The sequence below is a fragment of the Streptomyces sp. 8N616 genome, from assembly GCF_052246385.1.
Lineage (GTDB): Bacteria > Actinomycetota > Actinomycetes > Streptomycetales > Streptomycetaceae > Streptomyces.
The window spans coordinates 29,352-44,093 of sequence record NZ_JBQQBY010000036.1; the positions used below are offsets into that span (position 1 = coordinate 29,352).

General features: G+C 70.2%; 13 protein-coding genes and 2 pseudogenes. 9 read left to right on the forward strand and 6 right to left on the reverse strand.

Annotated features, from left to right (window positions below; translation table 11 throughout):
• The first annotated feature begins 254 nt into the window (after nt 1-254).
• From ACTWQC_RS27830 to ACTWQC_RS27855, 6 genes and pseudogenes are all read left to right on the forward strand, one after another.
• Nucleotides 255-1,439, forward strand: coding sequence for a family 2 encapsulin nanocompartment cargo protein terpene cyclase (locus ACTWQC_RS27830; protein ID WP_443318569.1), 1,185 nt, complete (start codon nt 255-257; stop codon nt 1,437-1,439).
• Nucleotides 1,440-1,750: 311 nt separating this feature from the next.
• Nucleotides 1,751-2,671: a geranyl diphosphate 2-C-methyltransferase gene (locus tag ACTWQC_RS27835; protein ID WP_443318633.1), complete on the forward strand. Its 921-nt coding sequence runs from the start codon at nt 1,751-1,753 to the stop codon at nt 2,669-2,671.
• A 361-nt stretch (nt 2,672-3,032) separates the two neighbouring features.
• Complete coding sequence (locus tag ACTWQC_RS27840) at nt 3,033-4,736, forward strand: FAD-dependent monooxygenase (RefSeq protein ID WP_443318570.1); 1,704 nt, start codon at nt 3,033-3,035, stop codon at nt 4,734-4,736.
• Nucleotides 4,737-5,079: 343 nt separating this feature from the next.
• A complete protein-coding gene (locus tag ACTWQC_RS27845) occupies nt 5,080-5,490 on the forward strand; it encodes a DUF7144 family membrane protein (protein WP_443318571.1) in 411 nt (136 codons plus the stop codon).
• Nucleotides 5,491-5,649: 159 nt separating this feature from the next.
• Nucleotides 5,650-6,236, forward strand: a pseudogene (locus ACTWQC_RS27850) (DUF2252 family protein); the annotation flags it as partial.
• Nucleotides 6,176-6,985 (forward strand): ArsR/SmtB family transcription factor, encoded by an 810-nt coding sequence (locus ACTWQC_RS27855; RefSeq protein ID WP_443318572.1) that lies wholly within the window; start codon nt 6,176-6,178, stop codon nt 6,983-6,985. The pseudogene ACTWQC_RS27850 and the gene ACTWQC_RS27855, both read left to right, overlap by 61 nt.
• A 187-nt stretch (nt 6,986-7,172) precedes the next feature.
• Here ACTWQC_RS27855 and ACTWQC_RS27860 read toward each other — a convergent pair whose 3' ends face one another.
• Together ACTWQC_RS27860 and ACTWQC_RS27865 are read right to left on the reverse strand one after the other, a co-directional pair.
• Nucleotides 7,173-7,820 (reverse strand): peroxiredoxin-like family protein, encoded by a 648-nt coding sequence (locus ACTWQC_RS27860; RefSeq protein WP_443318573.1) that lies wholly within the window; start codon nt 7,818-7,820, stop codon nt 7,173-7,175.
• An 18-nt stretch (nt 7,821-7,838) separates the two neighbouring features.
• A complete protein-coding gene (locus ACTWQC_RS27865) occupies nt 7,839-8,444 on the reverse strand; it encodes a TetR/AcrR family transcriptional regulator (protein WP_443318574.1) in 606 nt (201 codons plus the stop codon).
• 120 nt (nt 8,445-8,564) lie between these two features.
• Here ACTWQC_RS27865 and ACTWQC_RS27870 point away from each other — a divergent pair, with 120 nt between their 5' ends.
• Both ACTWQC_RS27870 and ACTWQC_RS27875 read left to right on the forward strand, forming a co-directional pair.
• The gene (locus ACTWQC_RS27870) at nt 8,565-9,170 is read left to right on the forward strand and encodes a helix-turn-helix domain-containing protein (protein ID WP_443318575.1); all 606 of its coding nucleotides are present in this window, start codon (nt 8,565-8,567) and stop codon (nt 9,168-9,170) included.
• Nucleotides 9,171-9,190: 20 nt separating this feature from the next.
• Nucleotides 9,191-9,709: a GNAT family N-acetyltransferase gene (locus ACTWQC_RS27875; protein ID WP_443318576.1), complete on the forward strand. Its 519-nt coding sequence runs from the start codon at nt 9,191-9,193 to the stop codon at nt 9,707-9,709.
• A 356-nt stretch (nt 9,710-10,065) separates the two neighbouring features.
• On the opposite strand, the gene ACTWQC_RS27880 is transcribed toward ACTWQC_RS27875, so the two are convergent.
• The 4 genes and pseudogenes from ACTWQC_RS27880 to ACTWQC_RS27895 all read right to left on the reverse strand — a co-directional run bounded on the left by ACTWQC_RS27880 (nt 10,066) and on the right by ACTWQC_RS27895 (nt 14,310).
• Nucleotides 10,066-10,941 carry a LysR family transcriptional regulator gene (locus ACTWQC_RS27880; protein WP_443318577.1) on the reverse strand — a complete coding sequence of 292 codons (876 nt, stop codon included), beginning with the start codon at nt 10,939-10,941 and terminating at the stop codon, nt 10,066-10,068.
• A 546-nt stretch (nt 10,942-11,487) separates the two neighbouring features.
• Nucleotides 11,488-13,560, reverse strand: a complete 2,073-nt coding sequence (locus tag ACTWQC_RS27885) for a PhoX family protein (protein ID WP_443318578.1) — start codon at nt 13,558-13,560, stop codon at nt 11,488-11,490.
• Between the two features lie 220 nt (nt 13,561-13,780).
• Nucleotides 13,781-13,900, reverse strand: a pseudogene (locus tag ACTWQC_RS27890) (FAD-dependent oxidoreductase); the annotation flags it as partial.
• Nucleotides 13,897-14,310, reverse strand: coding sequence for an arsenate reductase ArsC (locus tag ACTWQC_RS27895; protein WP_443318579.1), 414 nt, complete (start codon nt 14,308-14,310; stop codon nt 13,897-13,899). The gene ACTWQC_RS27895 and the pseudogene ACTWQC_RS27890, both read right to left, overlap by 4 nt.
• A 70-nt stretch (nt 14,311-14,380) precedes the next feature.
• On the opposite strand from ACTWQC_RS27895, the gene ACTWQC_RS27900 reads away from it, so the two are divergent.
• Nucleotides 14,381-14,695 carry an ArsR/SmtB family transcription factor gene (locus tag ACTWQC_RS27900; protein ID WP_443318580.1) on the forward strand — a complete coding sequence of 105 codons (315 nt, stop codon included), beginning with the start codon at nt 14,381-14,383 and terminating at the stop codon, nt 14,693-14,695.
• Nucleotides 14,696-14,742 lie beyond the last annotated feature (47 nt).

Consider the following 14,742-nt stretch of genomic DNA (forward strand, 5'->3'; position numbering starts at 1 on the left):
GGGCCGGGCGGGCAAGGCGGGGCCGGTGGGGCGGAGCGCCTTTGGGCAGCGCTTGAGGTGCTAGGAGGGGGCGCGTGCTGCTGGTGCGCTGCTGCGAGTCGTCTCGTGCGCCTGTGTGGGCGGTCGTCACTGTGTGAATGCATCTGACTGCAAAGGGTGATCGGTGCTGGCTCTGGAGAGGGCGGCCGACGTCAGGGCACTTCTCAAGGCTGTGTGGATCACCCGTGGATCGCCCGGAAACGCGAGGTGCGACGATGTCGTTGCTGTCCCGGATGCCCGCCTCGGCGGCCGCACAGACCGCCGTGGTCCGCGGCGCGAGACCGCGGATCCCCATCGGCCCCAGGGGGCTGGGCGCTTCGGCCGCCAGGCTCGCGACCGGGTGGCCGGACGGCAGCGATACGGCCCTGGAGACGGACGGGGACGCGCAATCGGCCGCGGACGCGGACACGTCGTCGGACCACGACGCGCCGTCGGTCCCCGAGCTGTACTGCCCCTCTCCCGTCCGCGACGACCCCGCCCTCGGCGAGGAGGTCAACGAACGGCTGGTCCAGTGGGCCGAGGAGACCGGGATCTACCCAGGGCAGCTCGACCGCGTCCGTACGGCCGACTTCGGGCGGCTGATCATGCTCACCCACCCCGACTCCGACGACCCGGACCGCCTGCTGGCGGCGGCGAAGTGCGCGCTGGCCGAGTGGGCTACGGACGACCACTACTGCGCCGACGAATCCGCAGGCGCCGCCGCGGAACTGCGGGGCTCGCGCCTCCGCATCGCGTACGTCGCGGCGGACCCGGCCCATCTCCCGGTCCGTTACGCGGCGCAGCTCGAACGGGCCATGCGGGAGGACCCGGTCCTCGTCGCCCTTCGCTCCGCCCTCGACCATCTGGCCCGGTACGCCGTCCCGGTGCAGGTGGCCAGGCTCTGCCGCGAGCTCGCGGCGCTGTTCGTGGGCTACGGCCAGGAGGCGTCCTGGCGCGCCACCGGACAACTCCCACCGATCTGGGAGTACCTGCTGAACCGTCAGCGCAACAGCTTCCTGCCCTGCATGGCCGTGATCGACCCCGTCGGCGGGTACGAGCTGCCCGCCGCGGAATACGCCGATCCGCGGGTACGCCGGGCCGTCACGGTGGCCGGAACCGCAAGCACGCTCGTGAACGACCTGTACTCGATGACCAAGGAACACCAGGCCTCCGGGCTGGACTTCAACCTGCCCACGGTCGTCGCCGCCGAGGAGAAGTGCTCGCTGCGGGAGGCGGTCGAGCGGAGCGTCCGGATCCACGACGAGCTGGTGCACACCTTCGAGGCGGAGGCGGCGGCCATCGCCCTCACCGGCTCCCCGGCCCTGCGCCGCTTCCTGTCCGGGGTGTGGGCCTGGCTCGGCGGCAACCGCGAGTGGCACGCGGGCAGTGCCCGTTACGGCGGTGAAGCGAGCCGCACATGAGCGGCGCGCTCCCAGACCTGGCCACCGACCCGGCACCGGACCTGGCCCCGGCCCTGGACCTGGCCCCGGCCCTGGACCTGGCCCCGGCCCCGGACCTGGCCCCGGCCCCGGACCTGCCCCCGGCCCCCGACTTAGCCCCAGCCCCGGCCTCCGCCACGGCCTCAGGCCTGGCCTTGGACCTGATCTCCGACCCGACCTCCGACCTGGCACAGGACCTGGCGTTGGCTCTGGCCCTGGACCTGGCCCTCGATCTGCTCCGAGGCTGCCCTCGGCCGGAGGACCGCAGCCCGACGAATGAAGGAGTCACCCCCATGGCCGCGACCACTCCCTCCACCACTGCCGCGACCCATGCCCCCGCCACCTCCCCCGCGCCCTCCGCAACCCCCTCCGTCACCGAGGTCCTGCGCACCGCGTACCAGAAGGCCGTAGCGGCGTACTGGGACAACAACCGGCAGGACCCGGTCAACCTCCGGCTCGGCGACATCGACGGCCTCTACCACCACCACTACGGCATCGGCGACTACGACCCCTCCGTACTGGAGGGCCCGGAGGACACCTGGGACGACCGCATCATCGAGGAGATGCACCGGCTGGAAACGGCACAGGCGGACGTTCTTCTCGACCACCTTGGGGCCATCTCACCCAGCGACCGGCTGCTCGACGCAGGCTCCGGCCGGGGCGGCACCAGCTTCATGGCCCACCAGCGCTACGGCTGCCAGGTGGACGGTGTGTCGATCTCCGAATACCAGGTCGGCTTCGCCAACGACCAGGCGGCGGAGCGCGGCGTGGACGACCGGGTGCGGTTCCACTTCCGCAACATGCTGGACACCGGCTTGGAGACCGGCTCCCGCAGGGCCGTGTGGACCAACGAAACCACCATGTACGTGGACCTCTTCGAGCTCTTCGACGAGTTCGCCCGCGTTCTGGAGTACGGCGGCCGCTACGTCTGCATCACCGGTTGCTACAACGACGTGACCGGTGGCCGCTCCAAGGCCGTGAGCCGCATCGACGAGCACTACACCTGCAACATCCACCCCAGGAGCGAGTACTTCAGGGCGCTGGCGGCCAACGGCTTCGTCCCGATCAACGTGATCGATCTGACGGCCCAGACGATCCCTTATTGGGAGCTGCGCGCGGAGTCCTCGGTGGCGACGGGCATCGAGGACCCTTTCCTCACCGCGTACCGGGAAGGCAGCTTCCACTACCTGCTCATCGCCGCCGACCGTATCTGAGTCCGACGACGTGGCCGCTGCGTCGTTCAGTCGTACTTCCGGAGCGCGGTCACCAGTTGCCGCCCTTCCCCATGTCTCGTCGTAGAAGTACATCCACACCGGCTCGTTCTCGGGGTGCTCGGACGCGCGGCTGAACGGTTGAGGGGACCGAACACCGCGTACTGCTCGCGCGGAGAGCGCCCCGCGGGTGGCTGCGAGCGGGGGCGGGGCGCACGCGTGGGGTGGTCCCTTCAGTGCCCCACGTGACCTGCCGGATGCGGCATCACCCCCGGGGCGTGCCAAGTGCCGTGGTGCCCGCCAACGCCGGCCGGAAGCCGCCCGGAGCGGCGAGTTCCCGGGCTCCATGAGTAATAATCAACGTGTGGTGAATTCCTTGGACCCGCCCGATGCCCCGCTCGACGTCCTGGTCGTCGGCGGCGGTCCGACGGGCCTCGCGCTGGCCGCGCAGCTGGAGCGCTACGGGGTCCGGTTCCGGGTGGTGGACCGGCAGCCGGACCGGGTGCACGAGTCGCGTGCGCTCGCCGTGCAGCCCCGCACTCTGGAGGTGCTCGCCGGGGTCGGCGGAGTCGCCGAGGAGATGGTGGAACGCGGCAACCGGGCCGTACGGCTCCAGATGCACGTCGGTGAACGGGCGGTTCCGGTGCGGCTGTTCGACATCGGCGTCGAGGACACCGCGTACCCGTATCTCCTCTTCCTCTCCCAGGCGGAGACCGAGCGCATCCTCGGCGACCACCTCGGCGGGCGGGGAGTGCGCGTGGAGCGCGGCACGGAGCTCCTCGATCTCGACCCCGACGCGGACGCCGACCTCGACGCCGACCTCGACTCCGGCCTCGCGCCCGACGCGCCGGGCGACGCGGTCATCTGCACGCTGCGGCACGGCGACGGGAGCGAGGAGACCGTTGCGGCCCGGTACGTGGTCGGCTGCGACGGTGCCCACAGCAGGGTGCGGCAGGCGGCCGGTATCCCCTTCGAGGGCCGCGCCTACCCGCAGACGTTCGTGCTGGCCGACCTGGAGGCCGACGGCATCGAGCCCGGCTGGGCGCACGCCTTCCTGTCCCCGCGTGGCCTGCTGCTCTTCTTCCCGCTGGAAGCTCCGGCGACCTGGCGCCTGCTGGCCATGCGACCCGACTGCGACACCACGCCTGTGGAGCGGTCTGTGGAGCTGGCGGAGGTGCAGCGGCTCGCGGACGCCTACACGGGGGCGAGTGTCCGGCTGCGCGATCCGGTGTGGATGACCAACTTCCGGCTCCACAACCGCGGGGCCCGCCACTACCGGGCGGGCCGGGTGTTCCTGGCGGGCGACGCCGCCCACATCCACAGCCCGGCCGGTGCGCAGGGCATGAACACCGGCATCCAGGACGCCGTGAACCTCGGCTGGAAGCTCGGACTGGTCTCGACGGGCCGGGCGAGGCCCGAGTTGCTCGACACCTACGAACCGGAGCGGGCGCCGGTCGGCCGGAACGTCCTGCGCTTCACCGACCGGGCGTTCACCATCGGCACGTCCACCCATCCCCTCGTACGGTTCGCCCGCACGCAGGTCGCGCCCCGTCTGATGCCGTTGGCCCTGCGGATCAGGGCCGGGCGGGCGTACGGGCTGCGCACCGTCACACAGCTGCGTATCCACTACCGGTCGAGCCCTGTGTCGCAGGACGGGCCCGGGGCGCCGCGCCGAGGGCCCCGGGCGGGCGACCGGCTGCCGGACGCACCCGTCTCCGTGGACGGCAGGCCGACCACGCTCCACCGCGAACTCGCCGCTCCCGGCCATCACTTGTTGCTGTGCGGCCGCGCCCGTGCCTTCGCCCACGACCATGCCGCTGCAGATGCCCTTGCCGATGTCTGGCCTGCCGGGCACGGTCCCAGCGCGCTCACTGGGCACCTGCTCAGCCCTGACCCCGCGCCTGGCGGCCTCCATGATCTCGACGGCCTCGCGCTGCGCCGCCTCGGGCTGTCCGCCGACCGGACGGGTCACTACCTGATCCGCCCGGACGGCCACATCGGCTACCGCGCGGGCGGAACGGACCTCTCCGGTCTACGCGACTACCTGAGCGCGTGGCGGCTGACCTAGCCGAACGTTGGGGCCGGGTCCGGATCCGGGTTCGGGCCGGGTCAGGGGCCGGGCTCCGCGCCCGTACGTGCGGGCGGCTCAGCAGACGACTGAGCGAGCCGCCCTACACAGGCGGCAGGCCGCGATGGCCGATTGCGGCGGTACGCGGTGACCGGGTGACCTGGGCACCCCGGCACCGAGATGCCTGCCGTGCCGGGCTGTGGAAACGTGGAAGCGCATACCGCCGATCGGGCGAAGCCCGGCCGACGGGCAGGTAATGCTGGCAAAGGAGCCAACCATGACCAGTCATGTAGGTGGGGCTCGAGCAGGCGGCGCTGCCCGAAGTTCCGTCACCAGTGGAAACATGAGCGGATGGATCGTCTTCGCCGGAGTCATGATGATCTTCGGTGGGCTCATGGCCCTCTTCACGGGGATCGCCGCCATAGCCGAGGACGACGTCTTCGTCGCCACACGCAACTACGCATTCGAATACGACCTCACCGGCTGGGGTTTCATCCACCTGATCCTGGGCGCCGTGATCGTCGTCGCGGGCTTCGCGCTCTTCACCGGAGCGCTGTGGGCGCGGGCCGTCGGTGTCGTCCTCGCGGGGCTCGGCGCGCTGTCGAACTTCCTGTGGATCCCCTACGCGCCGTTCTGGGCCCTGACGCTCCTCGCCATCGACATCTTCGTCATCTGCGCTCTGTGCGCGGCACCACGGCGTTCCGCGACCGGGGCCGAACCCGGGGCCGGGGCCCGGCCCGGGACCGCGGCCTGACCGTCTGTGCCGCGATCACGGCGCCCGACCTGGCCGCCACCCCGCGCTCGGGCCTCACCGCCCACTCTGCGGGGACGCGCACCTGCTGAACTTCCGCTGCTCGGCTCTCGCGAGCGGCACTTGATGTTCGAGATCAACGACTTCGACGAGACCCTGCCGGGACCGTGGGAGTGGACGTCAGACGGCTGGCGGCCAGCCTGGTGATCGCGGCGCGGGAGAACGGCTTCAGGGACTCGGAACGCGCCGCGATCGTCCGCGCCATGGTCCGGCCCCACCGCGAGTGGATGCACGAACTGGCCGTCCTGGGCCGTCTCGCGGTCTGGTATGCCCATGTGGATGCGGACGAGATCCAGGCCGTCGCATCCGAGCAGCTCGACAAGAGAACCCGCTGGCGCTGCAGGCCAAGGAGGCCGACCAGTCGGCGCTCGCGCGGTACGTCGACCAGGGCGCGCACGCGACGCAGGGGACCCGCACGACGTACGGGACGGATGCGCCACAGGCGACGGCGCACGCGGCGCACACGACGTACGCGAACCAGGCCCAGCGGGTTGTCGAAGGTCGGCGGCCGATGCAGACCGCCTCTTACTGGCGTCCTCGGTTCCGCCGGGTCGGCTTTGACATGCAGCCATCCAGCTGCCTATCGTTTAGGCAGCTGGATGGCTGCATGTTCGGAGGATGGCGCTAGATGGACGAGGTGTTCAAGGCGCTGGCCGATGCCAGCCGACGGCGGCTGCTCGACAGCTTGAACGCCCGCAACGGGCAGAGTCTGCGGGAGCTGTGCGCCGGTCTCGACATGGCCCGGCAGTCGGTCAGCAAGCATCTGGCGGTGCTGGAGGCGGCCGACCTGGTGACCACGGTGTGGCGTGGCCGGGAGAAGCTGCACTACCTCAACGCCGCGCCGATCAATGCCATCGCCGAGCGCTGGATCGACCAGTACGACCGCGAGCGGGTGCGCGCACTCGCCGACTTGAAGACAGCATTGGAGCTGGCACCCATGGCTGGCAACGCGTTCGCGTACACGACCTACATCAACACCACGCCGGAACGGCTCTGGCAGGCGCTGACCGACCCGGCTTTCACCCGTCGCTACTGGGGGGTGGCCTTCGAGACGGACTGGAAGGCCGGATCGCCGATGATCTGGGACGAGCGGGGGGCGAAGACCGCCGATCCTGCTCAGGTCGTCCTCGAATCCGAGCCCTGCCGCCGGCTGTCCTACACCTGGCACACGTTCACGCCGGAGTGGGCCGAGGCCGCCGGCGTGAGCGACGAGGTACTGACCAAGGTGGCCGAGGAGCGCCGGTCGAAGGTGACCTTCGAGATCGAACCGCTCGGCCAGATGGTCAAGCTGACCGTCGTACACGACGGCTTCGAGCCGGGCAGCACCGTGCTGGAGATGGTCGGCGAAGGCTGGCCGCAGCTCCTGTCCGACCTCAAGACCCTGCTCGAAACCGGCGAACCCCTGCCCACGCCCGACCGCGTCGGCCAGGGCGCGTGATCGGCCACGACGTGGTCAGTCCTCGGGGCCGGGGTGCAGCGGGGTGCAGCGGGGCGGGGCGGCTGCGTGAGCTCTGATCGAGGCGCCCTGCCACAGGCTTTGACCGGCCGACCCGGTGGGACGTTCCTGGCGCCGTGGCTGCCGATCACTGCGGCGCTGTTCGCGGCCTCAGCCGTCTGGCTGGTGGTCAGCGCAAGTCGTCGAGGGCCGCGAGGATGTCGGCCGGTTCGGCGCGGGCGGTGTAGTCGGAGGTCACGAAGGCCCAGCGGATCTCGCCCTCGCGGTCGATGACGTAGGTGGCGGGGATGGGCAGGGTGCGGGCGTGTCCGCCGTTGACCCGCTGGAGGTCGAAGCCCAGGGAGTCGTAGGCGGCCGCCAGGTCCTCGGGAAGGTCGAAGGCGAGCCCGTACTGCTTGGCGAGGTCGGATCCCGCGTCGCTGAGGACGTCGAAGGCCAGTTGGTGCTTCTCGCTCAGGGACAGCGACTCGTCCGGGATCTGGGGGGAGACGGCGACCAACTGTGCGCCGCGGGCGGTCAGTTCGTGATGGTGCTGCTGCAGGGCCCTCAGCTCCAGGTTGCAGAACGGGCACCAGGCGCCGCGGTAGAAGCTGAGCACGACGTGCCCCTGCGCGAGGAGATCGTTCAGGTTCACGGTCTGCCCGGTTGCCGAGGGCAGGCTGAAGCGGGGGGCCTGTACGCCCACGCCGAGCGCTCGCTCGACCTGTCCGGACTCCGCGAGGTCGCGGGCGGCCCGGCTCATGACCTCCCGTATGGCGGGCGGGATGTGGTCCGGAGCGGACTCGCGGCAGGCACGCAGTTCCTCATTGAGGCTCATCGGGTGTGCTCCTCCTGGTCAGGGCTGATGAGGGGGTGTGGTGCGCAGTGGGTCGAGGACCGCGGCGACGGTGGCGCCGAGGGCTTCGGGGTCGGCGCCCGCGCGGGAGCGCAGGTTGATCCCGTAGGTGACGACGGCGAGGACCGCGGCCGTGGAGTCGAGGTCGAGGGTGCGGGGGACTTGGCCGCGTGCGGCGGCCGTGCCCAGAACGGAACGCATGGCCTTCTCGAGCTGCTGGTGATGGCGGTCGAGCACGCGGCGGACTTCGGGGTCGTTGCATTCCGGTCCTGAGTGGGCGTTGGTGACCATGCACCCCCAGCCGGCGTAGTGGCCCGAGGAGCGCATCTGAATGAGGTCAGCGAAGAAGTCCTCGATCGCCGGCAGGCCCGAGGGATTCGAGGCCAGCCACGCGAAGGCCGGGGTGGAGTTGCGCTCGATGTAGCGCCGCAGTGCGGCGACGTACAGGCCGTCCTTGTTCCCGAAAGTCGCGTAGAGGCTGGAGCGGCTCACTCCTGTCGCCGCCACCAGGGTCTGGATTCCGGTCGAGGACATCCCCTGCCGCCAGAACAGCCGCACGACGGCGTCGAGCAGGGCATCGACGTCGAAGTGCTTCACGTCCGGCATGCACACCTCCATCCTGGAACGACCGTTCCAAGTTATGCCCAAGTTGCATGCCGGGCAAGGGTGTTGGAGGCACCTGTTCCCGCCTATGTTTCTTCTCATATCTGAGATACATTCTCGTTTGTGAGAACCGCGAGAACTGTGGAGGAAGGGCCCCCGCAGAGCCCTGGTCCCGAGCCCGTGGAAGCCCGCCTGGCGGGGCGGCTCGCCCAGCTGCGGGTTGAGCACGGCTGGTCGCTGGATGAGCTGGCGCGGCGCACGGGCGCGAGCCGTTCCACGCTGTCGCGGCTGGAGCGGGCGGAGATCAGCCCGACGGCCGCGTTGCTGGGCAAGTTGTGCGCGGCGTACGCGCGCACGATGTCGCAGTTGCTGGCCGAGGTGGAGTCGGATCCACCGCAACTGGCCCGGGCGGACCAGCAGTTGGTCTGGCGGGACGAGGCATCGGGCTTCACCCGCCGGTCGGTGTCCCCGCCCCATCCCGGGCTGCGTGGCGAGATCGTCGAGGGCGGCTTGCGGCCGGGCGTGGACATCTCGTACGACGCACCGCCCGTGCCGGGCCTCGAGCAGCACATCTGGGTGCTGGAGGGCGCGCTGGAGGTCACCGCGGGCAGGGGCGTGTACGAGGTTCGGGCGGGGGACTGCCTGCGTTTCCGGTTGTGGGATCGCTCGCGGTTCCGCTGCCCGGGGCCCGACCCGGTCCGTTACGCCGTGATGGTCGTCCTGCCGTGAGTGTAGGGAGGGAGCCCACGATGCACACCATCACGAGCCTGTCCGCGGATGAGTTCCGCACCAGCGTGAAGAGCCTGGCCGACCTCCTCGTCGACGTCGTCGCGGGAGGATCCTCCCTCGGTTTCCTCGCCCCCTTCGGCCAGGCATCGGCGGCAGACTGGTGGCACGCCCAGCAATCCGCCGTAGCCGACGGCAGCCTCACCGTCTGGGTCGCCCGCGGACCCGACGGCATCACCGGAACCGTCGGCCTCGCGCGGAACCCCAAGCCCAACGGCCGGCACCGCGCCGAGATCGTCAAGCTCATGGTCCACCGCGACGCCCGCGGCCGGGGAGTGGCCCGGGCACTCCTCACCACGGCCGAACAGGCCGCCGCTCGGGCCGGGGCGAGCCTCCTGATCCTCGACACCGAGACCGGCAGCGCCGCGGAGCACCTGTACCGCTCCACCGGCTGGACCCGCTACGGCCTAGTCCCCGATTACGCGGCCGACCCGGACGGCTCCCTCCAGGACTGCAGCTTCTACTTCAAGCGGCTCTCCTGAGGTCCGGAACGAGTCCACCGGCGCGACTCTGCCGCATCGCATACCCCCCGCTGCGGTTCGTAGTCCCAGCGCTTTACGACAGTGGCTCCTCGTCTTCTGGCCGGTTGATGTACGAGGCCTGGCAGCCGTAGCAGCCTTCGATCGGGGGTCGGTGAACCACAGGGCAGAAGAAGGAGCAAGCCGCTCAAGCCAGAGAAGCCACCGGCGCCACCCGCGCGACCCAAGCCGTCCGGATGCTCAATGCCACGCCCGCGCACGCGCGGCTGCCGCACCCGCAGAGCGTCCCTACCAGCTTCGGGAAAGGGCGGGTCAGGGGAGAAGCCCGCCGGAGTCGCGGTGATCCGCCGGGACACGCCTTAGGCAAGGGACGGCAGTGAGGCGGCGAAGTCCCTGATCTTGGCGTTCTCGTTGACGGTGCGCCAGCTGACCACGGCGCGGGCCGGCGGCAGTCCGGTCATCGGCAGGAACACCACGTCGGGGTGGCGGTAGTACTGCGTCAGTGCGGTGGACGTCGCACAGACCTCGGTGCTCGACGCGACCCGGCTGAGCATCTCGTGCTGCGTCTTGACCAGCCGTCCCCTGCGGATGGGCCGCCCGCCGGGCGTACTCTGCGGCAGAAACCCGTCGCGGATCTCCTTCGGGGCGGTCCGCGGCATTTCGACCATCGTGTGCTCGGCCAGTTCCTCCGCGTCGACCGACGACCTGGTCGCGAGCGGATGGTCGGCTGCGACGGCGAGCACGCGCGGATACTCGGCGATCACCGGGCCGCTCGTCAGATCGGGCTCCTGAACCGGCCAGATGGTGACCTGCATGTCGACCTCGGCCCGCCGCAGCGGCCCGAAGTAGTCGCCCCAGCCGGTCTCGGTCATGCTGATCGACCACTCCGGGTGGGTACGGCGGAAGTTGGCCACCGAGGCGTCCACGGCGCCGGCGAACGGGCCGAGAAATCCGATGCGCAGCTCACGGGCGAAGGCCCGGGTCTCCTCGATGGACCGCTGCAGCCCCTCGAAGCTCGGCTTCACGCGTTCCAGCAGGAAGTGGCCGGTCGGGGTGAGGGCCACCCGGCGGCTCGTACGGTCGAAGAGCAGGCCTCCGATGCGCCGCTCGAGCGACTGGATGAGCTGGCTCACCCGCGGCCGGGACAGCCCGAGCCGGTCCGCCGCCCTGGCGAAGTGCAGTTCCTCGGCGAGGGCCAGGAACGCCTCGATCTCCCCGAGTTCGGTAAACGCCACTTACCGATCGTACAGAAGATAGGTCTTGATGAGGGCAGGGGCCTTGGAAACGATGGGGGGCACTCGACGTGGGCCCTCCCTACGGGGGAGGGAGGGCCCGCCGACGGGTGGTCACCGGCCGGGCCGTACGGCGATGGCCTCGACTTCGCGGCTCCGGTATACCGCGGTCCGCTCTCCCGCGGGCCCGCAGTGTCTGCGACGGCCGCGCGTCATACGGAGGACGGCTCGCGCTGGTCGGGGGTGGCGTCCCCGTGGTGCGGCGCGAGCGGTATCGAATCCATGCGATAACGCTCGCGCCGCCTACGGATCCGCAGGCACGGGGGGGACCTTCGGATCCGCATGCGCCGATGACCGGTCGGCGTACCTCCTACTGCGCCAGTAACCGATCGCGTGTCACACCTCGCATGGGTGAGTGCACGGGTGCGCAACCTCTGAAAGAACTCGCCCCCTTGGATCAACTCGGCCCCTGGATGAACTCGCCCCCGGATGAATTCGGCCTCTGGATGGACTGGCCTTGAATCCGGGCCGGTGAAGATCCGGCGAACATCAGCGGTTGCCGCCCCTCTCCGCCCACACGGACACGATCGAGGGACGAGGGATGGTGCCGGGGCCGTCCGGCCAGGCAGAGGCCGGCTTCTCGGCGCTGGCGCCGTCGACCTCACCCGGGTGCTGGGCGGCGATGAGGATGCGTTCGCCGGTGATGACCGGGCCGCAGGTCTCCGCGCCGCGTGGGACGGTCAGGAACTGCCTGACGTGGCCGCGGTGTTCGCCGGTGACGGGGACCGCGAACAGCCCGTCGGCCGAGCCCAACGCGTTGCCGTCGGTCGCGATCCAGAGGTTGCCGCCCTCGTCGAAGGCGATGTTGTCCGGACAGGAGACCGGGCTGACCTGCTCCTTGTCGAAGCCCGCGAAGTACGTGGACGGGTCGTCCGGGTCGCCGCAGACGAGCATCAGCCGCCACCGGAACGAGCGCGATGCCGCGTCCGAGTTCCGCTCGTCCAGCTCCAGAACGTGGCCGTGCTTGTTGCCGTTGCGCGGGTTCGCCTCGTCCGCCCCGGCCTTGCCCGCCGCGCCGCGGTCCTTGTTGTTCGTCAGCGCCACATAGACGCGGCCCGTACGCGGGTGCGGCTCGACGTCCTCGGGCCGGTCCATCTTCGTCGCCCCGGCCTTGTCTGCGGCGAGCCTGGTGAAGACGCAGACCTCCTCAGCCGTCATCCCCGGTACGTGTGAAGTGCTGCCAGTGGCCAGTGGGATCCACTCGCCGCTGCCGTCGAAGGCCCCGTCGTCCGGGAGGCCGCCCGAGCCGTCGATCTCTCCGCCCGGGCTGTCGCCGGTGAAGCGGGCGACGTAGAGGGTGCCCTCGTCGAGCAGCCGCAGGTTGTGCTCGCGGGCGGCGTGGCCGGTGCCTTTCTTGTACGCGTGGGTGGAGACGTACTTGTAGAGGTAGTCGAATCGCTCGTCGTCGCCCATGTACAGGGCCACGCGGCCGTCGCGGGTCAGCCGGGGCTCGGCGGCCTCGTGTTTGAAGCGGCCCAGCGCGGTGCGCTTGCGTGGAACGGACTCCGGGTCGTACGGGTCGATCTCCACGACCCAGCCGAAGCGGTTGACCTCGTTGGGCTCCTTGGAAATGTCGAAGCGGTCGTCGAAACGCTCCCACTTCCGCTCACTGGCGCCCGTCGGCAGGCCGTAGCGGGCCAGGCGCCTGGCGCTGAGCGGATCGGTGACGGCACGGGCGTTGGCGAAGTACTGGTTGACGTTCTCCTCGCCGGACAGGACGGTGCCCCAAGGAGTCACGCCGCCGCCGCAGTTGTTGAGCGTGCCCAGCACCGTACGGCCCGTGGGGTCGGCGCTCGTCTTCAGCAGGGCGCTGCCCGCTGCCGGACCGGTGAACTCGATCGGTGTGGTGGCGGTGATCCGGCGGTTGAGCACGTCGCCGCGAAGAGGGTGGATCCGTCCGGAACCGCGCTCGGCGCGGACTGCCACCACACTCATGCCGTGGGCGGCCCAGGCCACCTCGACCTGCTCGCGGGTCGGGTTGGCCGGGTCGTAGCCGTAGAACATGATCTGTTCGCTGGTGTACTCGTGGTTGGCCACGAGCACCAGCTGCTGGTACCGGCCGGGGGATTCCAGCAACGCCAAGTAGTCGACGTTGTAGCCGAACTGGCCTGCCTGCGCCTCGGCGGTCTGCCGACGGGCGTCGAAGCGCGGTGCTCCGACCAGGAGGGGGTCGCCCCAGCGCAGCACGATCTGCTGTTCGTACCCGGGCGGGAGGGTCACGGCGTCCGTCGTGTTCGGCGGAACGGGCTCGAAGCGCAGGCCCGGCGGAAGGAGCGGCCCCATCGGGGGCAGAGAGGACGGGTTCGCCGCGGCCACCGTGGCTGCCCCGGCGGTCGTGGCCCCGATGGCCAGAACGGCTCCGCCCTTGAGCATCCCCCGGCGGGACAGCGACTGCTGCACCACGTCGCCGAAGTACGGGTTGAATGAGCCGTTGGGCGCTTCGTGGGAGCAGGCGTCACCGCACCGGTAGCGGCATGTCAGTGCCGACCGCGCCGTGTTGTGGTTCGTGACCAGGGGGAGTTCGACGGGCTCTCTGTTGTGGTCGTCCGGCTGCTCGGGCACGAGTCCTCCACGCAGGTTCGTATACGAGACGACGGACCATACGGAGGTGGTCGTCGATGCGGGAAGCCATGGGTCCCGACTTCGTCACGAAGCGCGCCGGTACATGAACACCGGCTCAACAGCTGCCGTCGAGGCGGCCGGTGGCCGGTCGGTCCCTGACCGGGCGGGCCGACCGTGCGACACGTGTGACCGTGTCACCGATGAGATGGGCTCACATGGCGGCCCCTTCGAAGACGAGGGGCTTCAGGGAGGCCCGCGCCGCATGGAGCGCGGCCGTATACCCCGCCGGGCCGGAGCCGATGACGATCACCTTGCGGACATCGGACTGTTCAGCGGTCACTTGGCATTCGTCGGAGCGATCTCGGCGATCAGGCCCTCGATACGGGTCCTGATCTCATCGCGGATGGGCCGTACGAACTCAACGCCCTTGCCGGCCGGGTCCTCCAACTGCCAGTCCAGGTACTTCTTGCCCGGGAAGACGGGGCAGGTGTCGCCGCAGCCCATCGTGATGACCACGTCCGAGGCCTGGACGGCCTCGACGGTCAGGACCTTGGGGGTCTCGGTGGCGATGTCGATGCCGACCTCCTTCATGGCTTCCACGGCGGAGGGATTGACCTGGTCGGCCGGGGTGGAACCCGCGGAGCGGACCTCGACGCGGTCGCCCGCCAGGTGGGTCAGCCAGGCGGCGGCCATCTGGGAGCGCCCGGCGTTGTGGACGCACACGAACAGGACGGAGGGCTTCTCGGACATCAGGTCTCTCTCTTCGTACGAGGGCCGAGGCGAGTGGCATCATCACCGACTGATGTGAGAGTATCAGCTCATGATGACGTCAGTCGACACTGACCTGCTTCGGGTCCTCGCCGACCCGCTCAGGCTGCGGATCGTGACCCTGCTCGCGCACGAGACGCTGTGCACCACGCACCTGGTGGAGGAGACGGGCGCCCGGCAGACGAACCTCTCCAACCACCTGAGAGTGCTGCGTGAGGCCGGGATCGTGGAGACCGAGCCGTGCGGCCGCTTCACGTACTACAAGCTGCGGCCGGATGTCATCGCTTCGCTCGCGGGCCAGTTCGCCGACCTGGCGGAGACCGCTCGGGCCACGGCCGAGAGCGATCTGCGGCGTTCCTGCCCCTGATCGTGCGTGCTGCCGCACCGTATTGCGCCCCTTGGCGTCCTGTTTTG

Bases quoted from the DNA above. Each gene is read 5' to 3' on its own strand.
- ACTWQC_RS27895 (WP_443318579.1), bottom strand. From the start codon at position 14,310: ATGTCCGAGAAGCCCTCCGTCCTGTTCGTGTGCGTCCACAACGCCGGG.
- ACTWQC_RS27855 (WP_443318572.1), top strand. From the start codon at position 6,176: ATGGACGAGGTGTTCAAGGCGCTGGCCGATGCCAGCCGACGGCGGCTG.
- ACTWQC_RS27865 (WP_443318574.1), bottom strand. From the start codon at position 8,444: ATGCCGGACGTGAAGCACTTCGACGTCGATGCCCTGCTCGACGCCGTC.
- ACTWQC_RS27900 (WP_443318580.1), top strand. From the start codon at position 14,381: ATGATGACGTCAGTCGACACTGACCTGCTTCGGGTCCTCGCCGACCCG.
- ACTWQC_RS27845 (WP_443318571.1), top strand. From the start codon at position 5,080: ATGAGCGGATGGATCGTCTTCGCCGGAGTCATGATGATCTTCGGTGGG.
- ACTWQC_RS27835 (WP_443318633.1), top strand. From the start codon at position 1,751: ATGGCCGCGACCACTCCCTCCACCACTGCCGCGACCCATGCCCCCGCC.
- ACTWQC_RS27875 (WP_443318576.1), top strand. From the start codon at position 9,191: ATGCACACCATCACGAGCCTGTCCGCGGATGAGTTCCGCACCAGCGTG.
- ACTWQC_RS27860 (WP_443318573.1), bottom strand. From the start codon at position 7,820: ATGAGCCTCAATGAGGAACTGCGTGCCTGCCGCGAGTCCGCTCCGGAC.
- ACTWQC_RS27830 (WP_443318569.1), top strand. From the start codon at position 255: ATGTCGTTGCTGTCCCGGATGCCCGCCTCGGCGGCCGCACAGACCGCC.